At 66.7% G+C, this 16,136-nt stretch carries 19 protein-coding genes; 8 read left to right on the forward strand and 11 right to left on the reverse strand.

The genetic code is table 11. From position 1 onward, the window contains the following. The first annotated feature begins 5 nt into the window (after positions 1–5). From CFB40_RS18590 to CFB40_RS18595, 3 genes are all read left to right on the forward strand, one after another. A complete protein-coding gene (locus CFB40_RS18590) occupies positions 6–2,672 on the forward strand; it encodes a GH92 family glycosyl hydrolase (RefSeq protein ID WP_089432008.1) in 2,667 nt (888 codons plus the stop codon). 223 nt (positions 2,673–2,895) lie between these two features. Continuing rightward, on the forward strand, positions 2,896–3,036 hold the full coding sequence (locus CFB40_RS38700) for a hypothetical protein (protein WP_179255111.1): 141 nt from the start codon (positions 2,896–2,898) through the stop codon (positions 3,034–3,036). Between the two features lie 14 nt (positions 3,037–3,050). Next, positions 3,051–3,872, forward strand: coding sequence for an SDR family NAD(P)-dependent oxidoreductase (locus CFB40_RS18595; RefSeq protein ID WP_089432009.1), 822 nt, complete (start codon positions 3,051–3,053; stop codon positions 3,870–3,872). A gap of 279 nt (positions 3,873–4,151) precedes the next feature. Here the strand turns inward: CFB40_RS18595 and surE are convergent, their stop codons facing one another. From surE to CFB40_RS18610, 3 genes are all read right to left on the reverse strand, one after another. Next, positions 4,152–4,931: a 5'/3'-nucleotidase SurE gene (gene surE / locus CFB40_RS18600; protein ID WP_089428534.1), complete on the reverse strand. Its 780-nt coding sequence runs from the start codon at positions 4,929–4,931 to the stop codon at positions 4,152–4,154. Positions 4,932–5,111: 180 nt separating this feature from the next. Next, positions 5,112–5,420 carry an AzlD family protein gene (locus CFB40_RS18605; RefSeq protein ID WP_011356491.1) on the reverse strand — a complete coding sequence of 103 codons (309 nt, stop codon included), beginning with the start codon at positions 5,418–5,420 and terminating at the stop codon, positions 5,112–5,114. Continuing rightward, complete coding sequence (locus CFB40_RS18610; RefSeq protein WP_089428533.1) at positions 5,413–6,147, reverse strand: AzlC family ABC transporter permease; 735 nt, start codon at positions 6,145–6,147, stop codon at positions 5,413–5,415. Before CFB40_RS18610 ends, CFB40_RS18605 begins: the two co-directional genes overlap by 8 nt. Positions 6,148–6,271: 124 nt before the next feature. On the opposite strand from CFB40_RS18610, the gene CFB40_RS18615 reads away from it, so the two are divergent. The 3 genes from CFB40_RS18615 to CFB40_RS18625 all read left to right on the forward strand — a co-directional run bounded on the left by CFB40_RS18615 (position 6,272) and on the right by CFB40_RS18625 (position 8,370). After that, positions 6,272–6,730, forward strand: a complete 459-nt coding sequence (locus CFB40_RS18615; RefSeq protein WP_006486309.1) for an Lrp/AsnC family transcriptional regulator — start codon at positions 6,272–6,274, stop codon at positions 6,728–6,730. Between the two features lie 231 nt (positions 6,731–6,961). Beyond that, entirely contained in the window at positions 6,962–7,531 is a 570-nt protein-coding gene (locus CFB40_RS18620) for a hypothetical protein (protein WP_069252831.1), read from the forward strand. A 137-nt stretch (positions 7,532–7,668) separates the two neighbouring features. Then, positions 7,669–8,370 (forward strand): YebB family permuted papain-like enzyme, encoded by a 702-nt coding sequence (locus CFB40_RS18625; RefSeq protein ID WP_089432010.1) that lies wholly within the window; start codon positions 7,669–7,671, stop codon positions 8,368–8,370. A gap of 103 nt (positions 8,371–8,473) precedes the next feature. Here CFB40_RS18625 and CFB40_RS39145 read toward each other — a convergent pair whose 3' ends face one another. The 5 genes from CFB40_RS39145 to CFB40_RS18650 all read right to left on the reverse strand — a co-directional run bounded on the left by CFB40_RS39145 (position 8,474) and on the right by CFB40_RS18650 (position 11,765). Beyond that, positions 8,474–8,710, reverse strand: a complete 237-nt coding sequence (locus CFB40_RS39145) for a hypothetical protein (protein ID WP_256976840.1) — start codon at positions 8,708–8,710, stop codon at positions 8,474–8,476. A gap of 2 nt (positions 8,711–8,712) precedes the next feature. Further along, positions 8,713–9,345 carry a LysE family translocator gene (locus tag CFB40_RS18635; protein ID WP_089428531.1) on the reverse strand — a complete coding sequence of 211 codons (633 nt, stop codon included), beginning with the start codon at positions 9,343–9,345 and terminating at the stop codon, positions 8,713–8,715. 209 nt (positions 9,346–9,554) lie between these two features. Further along, positions 9,555–10,424 carry a hypothetical protein gene (locus CFB40_RS18640; RefSeq protein WP_089428530.1) on the reverse strand — a complete coding sequence of 290 codons (870 nt, stop codon included), beginning with the start codon at positions 10,422–10,424 and terminating at the stop codon, positions 9,555–9,557. Positions 10,425–10,532: 108 nt separating this feature from the next. Next, positions 10,533–10,865 carry a DUF2322 family protein gene (locus CFB40_RS18645; RefSeq protein WP_041493406.1) on the reverse strand — a complete coding sequence of 111 codons (333 nt, stop codon included), beginning with the start codon at positions 10,863–10,865 and terminating at the stop codon, positions 10,533–10,535. Between the two features lie 198 nt (positions 10,866–11,063). Beyond that, entirely contained in the window at positions 11,064–11,765 is a 702-nt protein-coding gene (locus CFB40_RS18650; RefSeq protein WP_089432011.1) for a flavin reductase family protein, read from the reverse strand. A gap of 227 nt (positions 11,766–11,992) precedes the next feature. On the opposite strand from CFB40_RS18650, the gene CFB40_RS18655 reads away from it, so the two are divergent. Then, positions 11,993–12,319 (forward strand): thioredoxin family protein, encoded by a 327-nt coding sequence (locus CFB40_RS18655; protein ID WP_039369742.1) that lies wholly within the window; start codon positions 11,993–11,995, stop codon positions 12,317–12,319. A gap of 10 nt (positions 12,320–12,329) precedes the next feature. After that, entirely contained in the window at positions 12,330–12,749 is a 420-nt protein-coding gene (locus tag CFB40_RS18660) for a secondary thiamine-phosphate synthase enzyme YjbQ (RefSeq protein WP_089432012.1), read from the forward strand. Between the two features lie 54 nt (positions 12,750–12,803). Here CFB40_RS18660 and atsR read toward each other — a convergent pair whose 3' ends face one another. Genes atsR through CFB40_RS18675 form a run of 3 tightly spaced genes read right to left on the reverse strand, consistent with a single transcriptional unit; the run spans position 12,804 to position 16,039 of the window. Continuing rightward, on the reverse strand, positions 12,804–14,624 hold the full coding sequence (atsR, locus tag CFB40_RS18665) for a hybrid sensor histidine kinase/response regulator AtsR (protein ID WP_089432013.1): 1,821 nt from the start codon (positions 14,622–14,624) through the stop codon (positions 12,804–12,806). Beyond that, complete coding sequence (locus tag CFB40_RS18670) at positions 14,621–15,124, reverse strand: molybdopterin-dependent oxidoreductase (protein WP_069250582.1); 504 nt, start codon at positions 15,122–15,124, stop codon at positions 14,621–14,623. Before CFB40_RS18670 ends, atsR begins: the two co-directional genes overlap by 4 nt. 42 nt (positions 15,125–15,166) lie before the next feature. Next, on the reverse strand, positions 15,167–16,039 hold the full coding sequence (locus CFB40_RS18675; protein ID WP_069250583.1) for a response regulator: 873 nt from the start codon (positions 16,037–16,039) through the stop codon (positions 15,167–15,169). Positions 16,040–16,136 lie beyond the last annotated feature (97 nt).

A 16,136-nucleotide genomic window follows, 5' to 3' on the forward strand; every position in this document is an offset into this window, starting at 1 on the left:
AACGGATGAAGCTACGTCATGTGGTGGGTATCGGGTGCCTTGCCGTGTTGTCGGGGTGCGGCGGCGATCAGGGTTCGACGGATGCGAGCGTGCTCGCGCAGCGGTCGAACGTGCAGGGCAACCAGAACGATCAAGGCAACCAGAACGACCAGGGCGATCAGAACGATCAAGGCGAAAACGGCGGCGCGGCCAAGCGGTCGGTGCTGCACAGCGTCGATCCGATGATCGGTACCGCGAATCTCGACATCAACGCGGACTGGAGCAGCGGCGTGCGGGGCCACGGCCACGTGTACCCGGGCGCGACCGTGCCGTTCGGGATGGTGCAGCTCGGGCCGGACACGACCGGCGGTGCGCACACGCTGCCGTGGAACTGGGATCGCACGTCGGGCTACCAGTACGACGATCCGTTCATCACCGGCTTCACGCATACGCACCTGTCGGGCACCGGCATCGGCTCGGGCGGCGAAGTGCGGTTCCTGCCGACGCTGGCGCCGGTCGACACCGCGACGCTGGCGAAGGTCGCGGCCGATTCGTCGATCACCTACAACGCGTCGTTCAGCCACGACGACGAAAACGCGAGCCCCGGCTACTACCGCGTGAAGATGGCGCCGGTCGGCAGCGGCAACACGCCGTGGAACGTGCAGGGCGCGAAGATCCTCGCGGAGATGACGGCCACCGCGCATGCAGGCGTGCATCGCTACACGTATTTCCCGAGCGCGGCCGCGCAGAAGCGCAGCATGATCGTCAGCATCGACAACCCGATCGGCGGCTCGACCGCGAGCGGCAAGCTCCAGGTCATCGATGCGCAGACGATCGCCGGCTGGGAGATCACGAACAACTGGGCGAACAACAAGCCGACTTATTTCGTCGCGCGTTTCTCGAAGCCTTTCGATACGAAGCACGTTGCATTCAGCGCGGACGGCTTCAAGGCCTACCTGACGTTCACCGACGGCAACGACAGCGGCGGCGCGGTGACGGTGAAGGTCGGCATCTCGCCGTCGAGCGTCGCGGATGCGCAGGCCAATCTCGCCTCGGAAGTCGGCGCGAAGTCGTTCGACCAGGTGCGCGGCGCGGCCGAGCGCGTGTGGAGCGCCGCGCTCGACCGGATCCGCATCAAGGGCGGCAGCGCCGACCAGCGGACGATGTTCTACACGTCGCTGTACCGCACGATGCTCGCGCCGACCGTCTACAACAATGCGGACGGCAGCTACGTCGGCACCGATTCGACCAACGACGCCACGACGTCGCCGCCGACCACGAGCAAGCACGCGAATCCGGGTTTCGACTACTCGTCGACATTCTCGCTGTGGGACACCTTCCGCGCCGAGTCGCCGTTGATGACGCTGGTGCAGCCCGAGCGCGTCGACGGCTGGGTGAAGTCGCTGCTCACGCAGTTCAGGCAGAACGGCAAGGGCGAGCTGCCGGTGTGGCCGCTCGCGCAGACGGAAACCTTCACGATGGCCGGTCACCCGTCGATCCCGCTGATCGCCGATGCATACCTGAAGCACCTGACGAGCGCGGGCATCGACGACATCTGGACTGCATTGACGACCACGCAGAGCGCGAGCGCGCACGGCTTCGACCAGTACCGGCAGAGCGGCTACGTGACCGCGGGCGACAATGCGTCGGTGTCGACGACGCAGGATTATTCGTTCGACGACTGGGCGACGGCCGCGGTCGGCAAGGCGGCGGGCAAGAGCACGGCCGACTACCGGCCCTACCTGCAGCGCAGCCAGAACTACCGGAACGTGTTCAACCCGGTGCCGAACAACGGCTGGAAGTTTGCGCAGCCGAAGGATGCGCAGGGCAACTGGGTCGCGGGCTTCGACCCGACGGCCGCCGAGAAGACGGACTTCTCCGAATCGAATTCGTGGGTCGATACGTGGAACATCTTCCACGACTTCCCCGGCCTCGTGGCGCTGCTCGGCGGCAAGAGCCAGTTCATCGCGCAGCTCGACCGCACGTTCGATCCGGCCAATCCGCTGACCTTCCTCAACAACCAGGGCTTTCCGGACCTGACCGGACGCAGCGGCCAGTTCTTCGCGGGGAACGAGCCGGCGAACCACCTGCCGTACCTGTACGACGTCGCGGGGATGCCGTCGAAGACGCAGGATCGCGTGCGGTCGGTGATGGACGACATGTACTCGCTGACGCTGACGGCCGGCGATCGCGCGCTGCTCGGCGGCGACAGCCTGAAGGCCGCGCTGGCCGATCCGCGCCGCGTGCGCGATGCGGCGATTCCCGGCAACGACGATTGCGGGCAGCTGTCCGCGTGGTACGTGCTGTCCGCGCTTGGCATCTATTCGCTGAATCCGGTGGGCGGCGTGTTCTACCTCGGCACGCCGCTGTTCGAGGAGGCGACGATCGACATTCCGGTGGCGTCGGGCGGCGGGGACGGCAAGAGCCTGAAGTTCGGCGCGACGCGGCGCTTCAAGGTGACCGCGCATACGGCCGGCGGCGGCGCGCCGTCATCGGTCAATCGCTATGTCCAGTCGGTCAGCCTGAACGGCACGCCGCTGCATCGGCCGTATATCACGTACGACGAGATGAAGGCCGGCGGCACGCTCGATTTCGTGATGGGGTCGACGCCGAACGACGCGTGGGTGAGCACCTGGAACGGGCAGGATCCGAACAGCGCGCTCGCGCCGTCGCTGGCGCTGGCCGGCACGTAGAAGCGCAAGCGGCCCGCTGCAACGCGGGCCGCTTCTCCCCCCCTTCATTTGACGGGACGGTGCGGGGCGCGGCCGCGAAACAGGAAGCGGCCTGCCCCGGGAATCCGTCGTCGGGCCGCGCGGCGGGGACCCCATGCGCCAACGCGGTGACTGCTTCGGCGGCTCACACGCAAACGGGGCGCGACAGCAGGCGATGGTTTCCGTCCCGGCCGGCAGATCGCTCATGCCGCTCCGGCTCGGCATCGAATGGATCCGGCACCTGACGGCCGGCCGCTTCGGCTTGACCGATTCAATCCCGGTGGTGGTCGCCGTCACGTTCGTGTCATGGGGCGTCGTCGCGCTTATGATGCGGGAACGCCACTGACAGGGTTCCCCGATATGGACGCGCCGCTCCCGCCGATGTCTGCCCCGATTTCCGAAACGGAACCTGAAACCGAAACCGTCGCCGAGCCGCGCGCGTCGCGCGTGCATCGGCCGGTCGCGCTCGTCACCGGATCGACGTCGGGGATCGGCGCGGCGATCGCGCGCCGTCTGGCGGCGGACGGCTACGCGGTGATCCTGCATTCGCGCCGCTCGGCCGACGAGGGACGTGCGATGGCGCGCGAACTCGGCGGAGCTTATGTGCAGGCCGATCTCGCGGACGATGCGGAACGCGTGCGGCTGATCCGCGAAGCCGTGGCCATGCACGGGCGGCTCGACGTGCTCGTCAACAATGCGGGCGTCAGCCGCGTGATTCCGCATGACGATCTCGCTGCGGCGACGCCCGACGTGTGGCGCGAGATGCACGAGATCAACGTGATTGCGCCGTTCCGGCTCGTCGCCGAGGCGGAGGCCGCGCTGCGCGAGGCGGCGTCGCATGGGCGGGCCGGGTGCGTGGTGAACGTCAGCTCGCATGCGGGCGTGCGGCCGAAAGGCGCGTCGATTCCGTATGCGGCGGCGAAGGCCGCGCTCAATCACACGACGCGGCTGCTCGCGAAAACGCTCGCGCCGGCGATTCGCGTCAATGCGGTCGCGCCGGGGCTCGTCGATACGCCGCTCACGGCCGACTGGACGGATGCGCAGCAGCTTTGGCGCGAGCGCGCGCCGATGCGCCGTCCGGCGACGCCGGATGACATCGCGCAGACGGTCGCGATGCTCGTCGCGTCCGATTACGTGACGGGCGAGATCGTGATGCTCGACGGGGGAATGAACCTGACTTGAAGCGGGGACTCGGGGACTCGGGGACTCGGGGACTCGGGGACTCGGGGACTCGGGGACTCGGAGACTCGGAGACTCGGAGACTCGGAGACTCGGAGACTCGGAGACTCGGAGACTCGGAGACTCGGAGAAGCGGAGAAGCGGAGAAGCGGAGAAGCGGAGAAGCGGAGAAGCGGAGAAGCGGAGAAGCGGGAATGCAGTGATGCAGTGAAGCGGCCGCGAACCCGCGCGCAGATGTCACCTGCGCGATTACCGCGACCGCTAACTTGCCAAACGACGCGATCAGCCGAGCCGCGACCGCAGTTGCGCGAGTGCCTGATCGTGCGTGCGCTCGAACTTCAGCGGCGTGACGGCGACATACCCGTCACCCAGCGCGACCGTTTCCGAATCCGCATCGTCGTCGCGCGGCGCGCGCGAGAGCTTCAGCCAGTGATACTCGAGGTCGCGCGGGTCGCGCCCCGACACGATCTCGACGCCCTGCAGCGTACCGGCGCCCTGGTTCGTCACCTTGAGGCCGCGCACGTCCTGCGCGGGCCGCGGCGGGAAATTCACGTTCAGGCAGGCGTCGCCGTCCCAGCCCGCGGCCACGAGCTGGCGAATGACGTCCGGCGCAAGCGTGCGTGCCGTGTCCCACGGCACCGCGTTGCGATCGATGAAGGCCTGACTCAGCGCGATGGCCGGCACGCCGACCAGCATGCTCGTCATCGCGGCGCCCACCGTGCCGGAAAACACCGTTTCGGTGCCGAGATTCCCACCGCGATTCACGCCGGACAGCACGATGTCGGGCCGTGCGTCCTTCATCAGGTGGCTGATCGCGATGGCGACGCAATCGCCGGGCGTGCCGCGCACCGCGAAGCGGCGTTCGCCCTTGCGATGCACGCGTAGCGGTTCGTGCAGGCTCAGCGAGTGCGACGTGCCGCTCTGGTCTTCCGCCGGTGCGACGATCCACACTTCGCGCGCCAGTTGCGTGGCGACCTGTTCGAGCACGTCAAGGCCGGGGGCGTCGATTCCGTCGTCGTTGGTGAGCAGGACGCGGTCGAACAGCGGGCGGGTTTCTGGCATCGGGACGATCCTCGCGGAGTTGGGCAATGAGAGGGGAATGCAGCGTGGCGCAAGCCACAAGGCTAGCATTCCCGCGTGAGGATCGTCGTGTCGCGCGACGGGCGCGGATGTGAAAACGGGCGCATCGCGCGCCCGTTCGTCGGTGGCCGTGCCGCGGTGCGCGCGGCGGGTCGGAACCGCTCAGCCGAGCAGGTGCCGCAGCAGGCCGGCCGACACGACGCCGACGATGACGGTCGGCAGGATCGACAGGCGCGTCGCCGCGATCAGCGTGATGGCCAGCGCGAGCAGGTCGGCCGGGCGCGTCGACACGAAGGCCGGGGCGATCACCGAGATCAGCACGCAGCCGGGCACGTTCTCCATCACCGACGCCATCCGCGGGCTCAGCGTGCGGTTGCGCAGCAGCACGTAGCCGAGGATGCGCGACAGATAGGTGGTCGACGCCATCAGCACGATCGTCGCGACCGTGCTGAAATCCGGGAAATCAGGCATCGCGCGGCTCCCACAGCAGCGCGGCGATCAGCCCCGCGCAGGCGCCGGTCGCGACGTACCATGCGCCGGGCACGGCCAGGTGTGTGGCCGCTGCGACCACGAGGCTCACGAACCACGGGCGGCTTGCCCGCATTCCTTTCCACATCCCGCGCAGCAGCACCAGAAACACGGCCGTGAACGCCATGTCGAAGCCATATTGCTCGACGTTGCCGATCGTCGGGCCGACCGCCGCGCCGAGCGTGGTCATCGAGATCCACGTCAGGTAGAGCCCCATGCAGATGCCCGCGTAATAGGGCACGCTGATGTGCGTGGCCGAGCGCGCCCGGGCGTCGGCGAGCGACATCGCCCAGCTTTCGTCGCACATGAAGAACAGCGCGAAGAACGCGCGGCGGCGCGGCAGGCGGCGGATATACGGCTCGAATGCGGCGCCCATCAGGATGTGGCGCGAATTCACGAGGAACGACATCGCGACGATCAGCGCGATGTGCGGCGGCGATGACCACAGATGGATCGCCGCGAATTCGGAGCCGCCGCCGAAGTTCATGCCGGTCATCATCGGCACTTCGAACAGGCTCAGCCCTTTCTGCGCGGCCTGCGCGCCCAGCACGAGCGCGAACGGCACGAAACCCAGCATGACGGGCAGCGCCGCACGCAATCCGCGGCCCATCTCGGCGACATAGGCGGGCTTGTCGCGAAGCCCTGACGACGTTGAAACGCTACTGCTCATTACTCCTCCTTCGGGGGAGGAATTGTCTGCTTTTTTGACTCGAATCGGGTTGCGTTGTGGCCATATTTTTCTCAGAATTTGGCATTGAACGCGTGATTTGAAAATTTTTTGGAATCGGATGCCAATGAAACTTGACGCCATCGACCGCCGGATCCTGAGCGCGCTCCAGCGCGACGGCCGCATGCAGAACGTGGAACTCGCGCACGAGGTCGGGCTGTCGCCGTCGCCGTGCCTGCGGCGCGTGCGCCTCCTCGAGGAAGCCGGCGTGATCGAGAAATACGTGGCCGTGCTGAATCCCGCGAAAGTCGGCAAGGGGCTGACGATCTTCACGCGCGTATGGCTGAAGGGGCAGGACGCAGAATCGGTGAACCGTTTCGCGGAGGCCGTCCAGCAGATGCCGGAAGTCGTCGAATGCCACCTGATGGCGGGCGATTGCGATTTCCTGCTGCGCGTCGTCGCGGCCGACATCGATGATTACCGGCGTTTCCAGATGGAATACCTCACGCGCATTCCGGGTGTGCTGAGCGTGAAGACCGACATCCCGATGCAGAAGGTCAAGCTCACGTCGGCGCTCCCGACCTAGCGTGACGCGAGTGCATGGCCACGCGACGACGACGGGTCGACGAGCGGTCACGGCTCGGTGACAATCGTCCGATAGACTGACGAATCACGCTGCTTCGAGCATGTCGCCTGTGATATCGCGCGACGTTCGATGCGCAAGCAACTAACGGTCAATGTCGACGCAATCGGGCAGGCGGCGCTGCGCGCCGGATCGTGCGTCGGCGCGAATGCGTTATTTCTTGTCGAGCCATTCATGCAGCCAATCAACACTCCGTGGAATTCGCTGGAAATCGTCAAGCTCGTGCTGGGCGTGCTGACGCCGTTGTCGGTCGCGTGTCTCGGCTGGCTCGTCGCGCGCCGGCTGAAGCGGCTCGAACTCGTGCAGTGGACCAACCAGCGATTGATCGAGAAGCGGCTCGCGCTGTACGACGCGGTCGCGCCGCAGCTCAATGCGCTGCTGTGCTTCTACACGTGGATCGGCTACTGGAAGGACATCTCGCCGGACGACGTGATCCGCGCGAAGCGCGACCTCGACCGCACGTTCCATATCTACCGCTACCTGTTCGACGACGACGTGTACGACGCGTATCACACGTACATCCACGCGCTGTTCGACGTGCATACGGGCCCGGGCCGCGATGCGCGGATCCGTTCGCTGGTCCAGGCGCCCGACGGCGATCGCAGCGTGCACGGCTCGTATGAATGGAAGCCGGCGTGGTCGGACCGTTTCGCGACGGCGAATGTCGTGCCGAAGGACGACGTGCTGCGGTACTACACGCAGTTGATGGAGCGGCTGCGCGTGGCGCTGGGCGCGACGCGCTGAACGAAGCGCGGCGGTACGCGCACGGGTATCGAAATCCGCCACCCGGCGGCGCGGATACCCGCCCTTGCGCAAGAAGCGGATGCGGCGCGCGGCGGCGGCTGACATGCTCGCGGCATCCCCACTCGCGCGAGGTCCGTATGCGTGTCGATACCGGCTGCCAGCCGCTCATGATCCGTTCGCCGGAAGCGGGCCGGCGGCGTCTCTTCTCCGTGGGTTCACACGATCCGCATGACATGCGGTTGCCGATCGAGCCCGAGATCGGCGACATCGTCTTCATCCGCGTGACCGTGCGGCCGTTTCTCGAAGTGGCGAGCGCGACGCGTTCGTGGACGAATCACGTCGGGATCGTCGTCGGCGAGCGCGGCGGTGAGCCGTTGATTGCGGAGAGCACGTTTCCGCTATCGCGCGTCACGACGATGTCGCGGTTTCTTGCACGCTCAGATCGCGGCGCGTGCGTGATCGCGCGGCTGAAGCAGCCACTCGATGCCGCGCAGCGGCGCCGGCTTGTTGACGCGGCGATGCGCCGGATCGGCGTGGTCTACGACACGGGGTTCAATCTTGCGTCGCGCCGGCAGTTCTGCTCGCGGTTCGTGCGCGAAGTCGTGCGCGATGCGACGCGGATCGTGCTCGGCGACGTCGAGACCTTCGACAGGCTGCTGCGCCGGAATCCCGATCATCCGCTCGGCTTCTGGCGGGTCTGGTACTTCGGCCGGATTCCGTGGCGCCGCCGCACGGTGACGCCGGCGAGCTTGCTGGGTAGCGGGGCGTTGAAGGTCGTGGCGGATACGCGCAAGCACGTTGAAAACGTGTCCGAAGGTGACGATCCGGATAGCGTCTGACTCAAGCGAGCGGGGTCACGAACCTTTTGTCACCGGCCGACGCCCGCTTGAGCAGCGTATCGAGTGATGGCGCACGCCGGCTCGCCACGAACGCGAGCCGGTGTTACTCCACAGTGGGCGCGCTCGGCTCCGTGACTTCCACGATATCGGTCGACGCTACGCCGGCCGCTCGCCGGGCAGCGAGCATTGCGTCGAGCGCTGCAAATTCCTCGCGGTTCAGTCGTTCGTATTCAGTGCGCGACTCGGGGTCGGACAATGCGCGTTTGCGCAGATCGTCATACGTTCCCATATCAAACCTCATCAATTCGATTGCGCCAGCGTGATTCTCCGACAGGTTCATGACTACTGCCGCCCCGCCACCGCCAACCGCGCCGCCAGCCCCACGAACACCGAGCCGAGCAGATATTGCGGCAGCTTCGACGGGCGGCGGCGCGCGCCGATCCGCTGGCTCAGCCGGCTCGCGGACAGGATGACCGCGCCGTTCACAACGATGCCGATCAGGTTCAGCACCGTCGCCAGCACGAGAATCTGCACGGCGATCGAACCATGTTCGGGCCGCACGAACTGCGGAAACAGCGCGAGCACGAACAGCGCCATCTTCGGGTTCAGCAGGTTCGTCGTCAGCCCCTGGCGGAAGATCGCCGCGCTCGAGTGGCGTCGCGGCGACGCGACGGGCGACAGTGCGGTCGCATCCGAACGGAATGTCTTCCACGCGAGATACAGCAGATAGGCGGCGCCCGCGAAGCGCACGGCGTCATAGGCGAGCGGCACCGCGACGAAGAGCTGCGACAGCCCGAGCGCGGCCGCCAGCGCGTGGCAGTAGGTGCCGGCCTGGATGCCCGCGAGTGTCGCGAAGCCTGCCCGCGGGCCCTGGCTCACGCTGCGGGACGCGATCAGCAGCATGTCGGGGCCCGGCGTGGCGGTCAGCGCGAGACACGCGCCGGAGAACAGCGCGAGCGTGGAGAGGTCGAGCATGGGAATCCCTTTTGTGGATGCTGCGTAAAAGGGAGGTCAGTTTAGGAGGGCGCGCGAGGCCGGTCAATCGAACGAACGGACGATGGTCTGGCGGGCCGTCGAGGTCGATCGTCAACCCAGACGCGCTGCCTGCGGCACGCCGATCGTGCTCGACGCTGTATGAACGGCACACACCGATGCAGCGCCTGCGTGCGCGACCGCCGCATCGTTCAACGCTTGCGGCAAGCCACCTGATAATCGATCACGGTGTTCGCGGACGGCTTGTCCGGCTCGCCGCCGACCGTCGTCACGCCGAGCACGCCGGCGGCGCTCCGGTAGCGCAGCGCGCAATAGCCCATGCCGGTGCCCGAACATGCTTCGGCTTCGATGATGCCGTGCTTCGCGAGCGTCGCCGCGCCGTCCATCGCATCCGGCTTCTCGCGCGGGCGCAGCGGTTGCCAGCCTTTCGCGATCAGGATCCGGCGCGCGACGTCGAGCGGCTTGCCGTACACGTTGGGCACGACCGCGCGGCCCTGGCAGTATGTGCTTTCAGCCGCGACGCCGGTCAAGCGCAGGCCACCGTTCTCTTCATGCAACTCGCCGACGGGCGGTGCCGGGCCGTCGCCGCCCCAGATCAGCAGCGCGCCGCTTTCCAGCCGATCGGCCGTGCCGAGCTGCCAGCCCGCCTTGCGCGCCGTGTAGCCGAGCGCGACGAGCGTCGTGCCGTCGAACACGCCGACGTTGCCGTTGCGCGCGAAACAGATCGCGCTCGTGCCGGCACTGAATCCGCTCGCGAACGTGACGACGGTGTAGCGGCCGAGCGGCGCTTCTGAAGTCACGATCCAGTCGCGCTTCGCGACTTCACGGCCGGCCGCGGTGGTCGTCTTCGCGCGATATTGCGTGCAGAACGGGTCGAGCGACCCGTTCTCCGGCGAATGCGGCAGCACGCCGAGCGGTACCAGTGACGCGCCCGCGATATCGGAGGTCGTACGCAGCGTTTCGGCCGATGCCGTACCGCCGAGCGCGGCACATGCAACGGCCGCGATCGAAACGATCGAAGCCAGACCGCGGGCAAACGGCAACACAACGAAACGGGACACGCAGGCTGTCTCCGGGAAAAGGGGTACGGGAGCGATGATCGCGGGTTTTCGCCCGCGTAGCAGGATCGCGCGCATCGGCCGGCAGTTCACCTGCACGCCCCCGACGACTCAGCCCTTCGCGACGACGTCGATCCGCAGCGCTTCGCCGCCGTCGACGATGGCCAGCAGGCGATCGACGTTCGGATGCGCGCCCGGGCGGTTGCGTGCGTCGGCCGTATGTTCGGCGAACACCGCGAGGCCGTGCTCGGCCGCTTTCGCGTCGAGCGTGCCGAATGCCTGCTTCAGGTAGTGGTACACCGCGAGCGAGCCTTGCTTGCCCGGCTGGTTCTCGATGGTCGCGACCACGTCGCCGTTCGCGCCGACGAGATCGATGCGCGCGACGCCGTCGATGGCCGGCAGTTGCGCGAGGTTGTCCTTGAATACTTGGGTCGGTTGAATCACTGAAAACACTCCGTCGGTTCGGTCAGGGGCCAATGAGCATGGCCGGCCGTATCTTATCCGATCGGCCTCTGCGCACCGGCCGGCACGCGGGCGCCGGCCGTGTGCCACGCCAGCGCCGCGCTATCGTCCGGCGCCAACGATGCGGTTCAGGCATACGCGGTCGTTGCCCCAACGTACCGGCCATCGCGCTCCACGCGACTACCGCCCCGCACCGGCCGGCACGCCCGCATCGCGCGAGCGCTCGATATCGGGGCTGCGATACGCGCGCTCGGGAATCTCGGCGAGCCGCGAGGCATGCACCTGATGCGGCGTAAGGCCGTAAAATTTCTGGAAGCTCATGATCAGCGGCGACCACTTGTCCGGATCGATGCGGTCCGCATGACCGTCCATCAGCAGGTCGGGATGCACGTGCACGCGCTGGATGCGCAACTCGAACACGCGGATGTGGCCACGCACGTCCGGCGTTTCCTCACCGATCCCATGCGTGGCCGCGACGACCGCTTCCATATGCACCGGGCATTCGAGCGCACGCGGCGGCGCGACGGTTTGCGATGCCGCCTCGGTGAGCCCGGCCGTGCCGAACTTGTCGGGTTCGTACACGTAGCCCTTCGCGCGCTTGCCGTCCGGCACCGGGTAGGTGCCCGTCGTGCGTGCGATCCGGTCGACCGCGTGCGCCTGTGCCGACGACGGCAGGTTCAGCACGCACTCGCCGGTGCGCAGCAGGTTGCGGGTGGTCTGCGAACTGGCGGCGATGCCGATCACGCCGCGCCAGCCGAGCCAGAACGCGGACGAGATCGGCGCGAGATTGGCCGTGCCGTCTTCGTTCAGTGTGCTGACCAGCACGACGGGCGTGCCGAAATAGAGGATGTTCGGTTCGGTGACGCAATGCGGAGCGTTCATGATCGGTGCCTTCGTTGAGGGATCAGTCCGCATGCTGATCCTGTCGCGACGGCACGGCGCTCCGAATCTTGTCGTGTCATTCCGGAGGGGGCAGGAACGGCATTTGCACCGGGCAGGACCGCCCGGCATCGCGCGCGCTTTTCCGCTACAGTAGGAGATCGCAGGCCGCGCCCGCCGCGTCACACGGGCACGCGCGGCCTCGCTCCGCCAACGCACACGAGGGCCTGATGGATACCGAGCAACGCTACACCGCCAACGCGCCGACGCGCGCGGAAGTCGACGCACTGGGCGGCCCGACCGTCATCGAATTCGGCGCGAACTGGTGCGGGATTTGCGCGGGCGCGCAGCCGGCGATCGTCGCGTCGTTTTCCGCGCATCCCGCCGTGCGGCACCTGAAGATCGAGGATGGCCCGGGCCGCCCGCTCGGCCGCTCGTTCGGCGTGAAGCTGTGGCCCACCCTGGTGTTCCTGCGTGATGGTGTCGAAGTCGCGCGCGTCGTGCGCCCCGCCGACGCGAAGCAGATCGAAGCCGACGGCTTCGCTGCACTTGCCTGAGGTCACGACGATGCAACAGGCGATCACGCATATCGGCATCGACACGCGCGGCAGCGGCCTCGTCGAATTCACGTCGCAGGTGCGCGCGTTCGTCGACCAGCAGGCCATCAGCACCGGCCTGCTCACCGTGTTCTGTCGCCATACCTCGGCATCGCTGCTGATCCAGGAGAATGCCGATGCGTCGGTGCAGCGCGACATCGAGCGCTACTTCGCGACGCTCGCGCCCGAGGACACCACGCGCTACGAGCACGATACCGAAGGCACCGACGACATGCCGGCGCATCTGCGCACGGCGCTCACGCAGGTGCAATTGTCGATCCCGGTCGAGCAGGGGCGCATGGTGCTCGGCACATGGCAGGGGATCTACCTGTTCGAGCATCGCCGCGCGGCGCACCGCCGCGATATCGTGCTGCACCTGATCGGCGAGTAAGCGGCAACAAGCGGCAACAAGCGGCAACAAGCGGCGCCTCGCCGGCACACCGGCTCAGGCGAGCAGCTTCTCGACGAGCGTGCCGAGTTCGCGCAGGTGGACGGGCTTCGGCAGGAACGCGTCGAACACCTGCTTGTTCTCGCGCAGCGCGGCCGATTCATATGCGCTGACGCCGAGGATCGCCGGATGCCGGCCGTCGTCGTCGGGTACCGCGACCGTGCGAATGCGCCGCGCGACTTCGAAGCCGCTCAAGTCCGGCAGTTCGAGATCGATCACGACGATGTCGTAATGGCCCGTACCGAAGCGCGCGACGCCGCCCTGCCCGGTGCCGCACAGATCGGCGTCGAGGCCGAGCGCCGACAGCATCGCACCGAGCGTTTCGCGAGCGTTGTCGTCGTCGTCGACCACCAGCGCGCGCCGGTCGCGGTGTACGGCCGCGTGCGGCAGCGCGAGCGCGTCGCCGGCCGCGTGGCCGGCGGTGTCGATGCCGGGCACTTCGGCCGGCAGCGTCACGACGAACTCGCTGCCTTCGCCCACGACGCTGCGCACGTCCACATGCCCGCGCAGCGTCGTCACGATTTCGCGCACGACGGCGAGCCCCATGCCGATCCCGTCCACATGCAGCCCGACGGCGTCGTTCGCGCGATAGAACGGCTCGAAGATCTTCGACAGGTGCGGCTTCGCGATGCCGGCGCCCGTGTCGCGCACGGCGATCTTCAATTGCTGGCCGGCCGGCGCGTCGGCGAGCGTGATCGACACGTCGATCGACCCGCCGAGCGTGTACTTGACCGAGTTCTCGATCAGGTTCGACAGCACCTGGCGCAGCAGCTTGCGATCCGAACGGATCGTGAGGTCGTGCGGCTCGACCTGCTGCGCGATCGCGATCCGCTTCGCCGCGATCTTCTCGCGCAGCGGGTCGAGCACCTCGGCGAGCAGCGACGCCATGCCGACGGTTTCCCGTTCGGCGAGGCGCTTCGTCGAGCGCAGCTTGATGTAGTCGGTCAGATCCTTGACGAGCGCCTCGAGCGACAACGCGGAATTCTGCAGCCGCCGGATCGTCTTCAGGTTCGCCTCCGACTGCGGGCGCGCGAGCAGGATCTCGACCGATCCGCAGATCGCCTGCAGCGGCGTGCGCAACTCGTGGCTGACCATCCCGAGGAACGCGTTCTTCGCCTCGATCATTTCGAACGCGCGGTCGGACGCCTTGCGTTCCGCGTCGAGCGCCGCGTCCTGCCGCTCGAGCAGGTCGTCACGCGTGCGCATCGTATAGAACAGCAGCAGGAACAGCGCACACAGGATCACGCCGAGCACGATGCCGAGGATCAGGATCGCGCGCTGCTTTTCCTTCAACTGATGGAACGTGAAGTCGCGCTGCGCCATCTCGATCGCGCGGAAATAGTTCGCGAGGCCGTTGACCTTCGGCCAGTACGCATTGACCTCGTCGATGACCTGCTGCGCGTCTTTCGGCGAATCGCGCAGCAACGGGACTTCGCGCTTCAGGCGCGTCATGAATTCGCCGAGCGCGTCGATCTCGTTGCGCGCGCGCGGGATGCGCAGCCAGTATTCGGATACTTCCGACGGCCGCTGCAGAAAGCCGAACGACACCGACAGGCTGTCGAGCTGCATCTGCACGTGATTGAAGTCGTCGTCCTGGTGCGTCGCGTAGAGGATCAACTGCCGGTCGAACCGCGTATAGACGTTGCGGTATTGCGCGGCGGTCCAGAACACGCCTTCGCGCGGCCCTTCGAGCACGCCTTCGTTGACCGAGGTGGCGAGGAGGTCCCATAGCAGGAACGCCCACGCGGCGAACCCCATGATCCACAGCGCGCCGAGGACCAGGATGATTTTTCTATTTTTCCATCGCCGGCGCTTCATTTCACCGTCAGGCCGATGATCTGCCACGCGAACTTGGCTTCGCCGAGCGGCGTCTTCAGTTCATCGGGATACTGGTCGCGCGGGTACATGATCCACAGCGGGCCGTAGTTGTCGTTGCCGAGCACCTTGCCGTTCATCGTCCGCGCGAGGATCACGCCGTAGCGATCGGCGTCGGACACGGGAATCGTGAACGTGTACTCGTCGATGCAGCGAAACTCGATCTGCGTGCCGTGCGCGCCGACGGTCTTCAGGATGTCGGACAGGCGCGGGCCGGTGAAGGCCGCCTTCGGCGTCCAGCTCGTCGACGTGACGATCGTGTGCTGCGGCAGAGCCATCAGCGCCTGCTCGGAAAACACGTACGCTGTCTTGCCCTGCTGGTTGTGCTTGTCGATCTTGCCGTCGACGGTGAACGTGAACGACGAAGCAGCCCAGGTCGCGGCGGCCATGCCGAGCAGGCAGGCCGTCAGCAGGCACTTGGTCCAGATGGTCGAGATTCGCATGTCTTGCCCTCGGTCGTGCGATGGTGATGTGTCGTTGTGGTCTCAGTTCGCGGCGGCCGTGGCCGGCAGCGTGATTTTCAGTTCGCGCGCCACTTCGGCGAACAGGATTGGCAGGCGCACCGGTTTTTCCTCGCAGCGCGCGTTGTAGTGCGACACGATGTGCGCGATTTCGTCCTCGCTGGCTTCGCCGGTCGAGATCTTGCCGGTCAGCAGGAAGATCGGCGCGCCGCTGTTCTCGCTCGAGCGGATGCCGCGCACGAGTTCGGCGGCGGTCTGGTCGCCGAGCATCCAGTCGAGGATGTAGCCGTCGAAATCCTCGACCTCCAGTGCCTTGCGGAACGCCGCGCCGTCGAAGTACGGAATCGCGTTCACGCCTTTTTCGATGAAATATTCACATACCGTTTCAGCGACATCCTGCGAATCGTCGACCACGGCGATGCGTGCCGCATACACGTTCGGCTGGGTCGAGCGCAGTTCGATGACGTCGACCGGATACGTGCGGCCCTCGCGCGCGTGCTGACGCTCGGTGATCAGCCACTCGCCCTGCCACTGCAGCGCGACGAAATCCGTCTCGCTCTGGCTGCTGGCCTTGGTCGAGATCGCGGCGCGGCAGCGAAAGCGCCGCGACTCGATCACGAGCGTCGCGTCGATCATCTCGGCGGCGGCCGGCTGCGTGCCCTTGTCGTCGAGCAGGATCGCGGGCGGCACGCCGAAGTGCGTCGCGATGTCCTGCAACTGCGACAGGTTCCACGGGATCAGGCCTTTCATCTTGCGCGTGACGACCGAGAAGCTCAGGCCGAGCACGTTCGCGATCGTCGTGTTGTGACTTCGCGGCGGAATCCCGTTCCGGTTCAGTAGGTCGCGCACCTTGTTGGCGGTGATCAGATCGACGTTGGCCTGCTCGCTGTTGGGCATCTCGATGGGGTCTCCAGGGGTTTTTGGCGAGGGTGAGCATATCAAAACTGACGTGTCATGCAAGCTTTGAAAAAGCGAATGACCTTGACATGCCTTT

Origin of the sequence: Burkholderia sp. AU31652, assembly GCF_002223155.1 — a bacterium.
In the GTDB taxonomy this organism is placed as follows: domain Bacteria; phylum Pseudomonadota; class Gammaproteobacteria; order Burkholderiales; family Burkholderiaceae; genus Burkholderia.

Coding starts and splice junctions, on each gene's coding strand:
- CFB40_RS18590 (WP_089432008.1), top strand. CDS start 6: ATGAAGCTACGTCATGTGGTGGGTATCGGGTGCCTTGCCGTGTTGTCG.
- CFB40_RS38700 (WP_179255111.1), top strand. CDS start 2,896: ATGCCGCTCCGGCTCGGCATCGAATGGATCCGGCACCTGACGGCCGGC.
- CFB40_RS18595 (WP_089432009.1), top strand. CDS start 3,051: ATGGACGCGCCGCTCCCGCCGATGTCTGCCCCGATTTCCGAAACGGAA.
- surE (WP_089428534.1), bottom strand. CDS start 4,931: ATGCCAGAAACCCGCCCGCTGTTCGACCGCGTCCTGCTCACCAACGAC.
- CFB40_RS18605 (WP_011356491.1), bottom strand. CDS start 5,420: ATGCCTGATTTCCCGGATTTCAGCACGGTCGCGACGATCGTGCTGATG.
- CFB40_RS18610 (WP_089428533.1), bottom strand. CDS start 6,147: ATGAGCAGTAGCGTTTCAACGTCGTCAGGGCTTCGCGACAAGCCCGCC.
- CFB40_RS18615 (WP_006486309.1), top strand. CDS start 6,272: ATGAAACTTGACGCCATCGACCGCCGGATCCTGAGCGCGCTCCAGCGC.
- CFB40_RS18620 (WP_069252831.1), top strand. CDS start 6,962: ATGCAGCCAATCAACACTCCGTGGAATTCGCTGGAAATCGTCAAGCTC.
- CFB40_RS18625 (WP_089432010.1), top strand. CDS start 7,669: ATGCGTGTCGATACCGGCTGCCAGCCGCTCATGATCCGTTCGCCGGAA.
- CFB40_RS39145 (WP_256976840.1), bottom strand. CDS start 8,710: ATGAACCTGTCGGAGAATCACGCTGGCGCAATCGAATTGATGAGGTTT.
- CFB40_RS18635 (WP_089428531.1), bottom strand. CDS start 9,345: ATGCTCGACCTCTCCACGCTCGCGCTGTTCTCCGGCGCGTGTCTCGCG.
- CFB40_RS18650 (WP_089432011.1), bottom strand. CDS start 11,765: ATGAACGCTCCGCATTGCGTCACCGAACCGAACATCCTCTATTTCGGC.
- CFB40_RS18655 (WP_039369742.1), top strand. CDS start 11,993: ATGGATACCGAGCAACGCTACACCGCCAACGCGCCGACGCGCGCGGAA.
- CFB40_RS18660 (WP_089432012.1), top strand. CDS start 12,330: ATGCAACAGGCGATCACGCATATCGGCATCGACACGCGCGGCAGCGGC.
- atsR (WP_089432013.1), bottom strand. CDS start 14,624: ATGAAGCGCCGGCGATGGAAAAATAGAAAAATCATCCTGGTCCTCGGC.
- CFB40_RS18670 (WP_069250582.1), bottom strand. CDS start 15,124: ATGCGAATCTCGACCATCTGGACCAAGTGCCTGCTGACGGCCTGCCTG.
- CFB40_RS18675 (WP_069250583.1), bottom strand. CDS start 16,039: ATGCCCAACAGCGAGCAGGCCAACGTCGATCTGATCACCGCCAACAAG.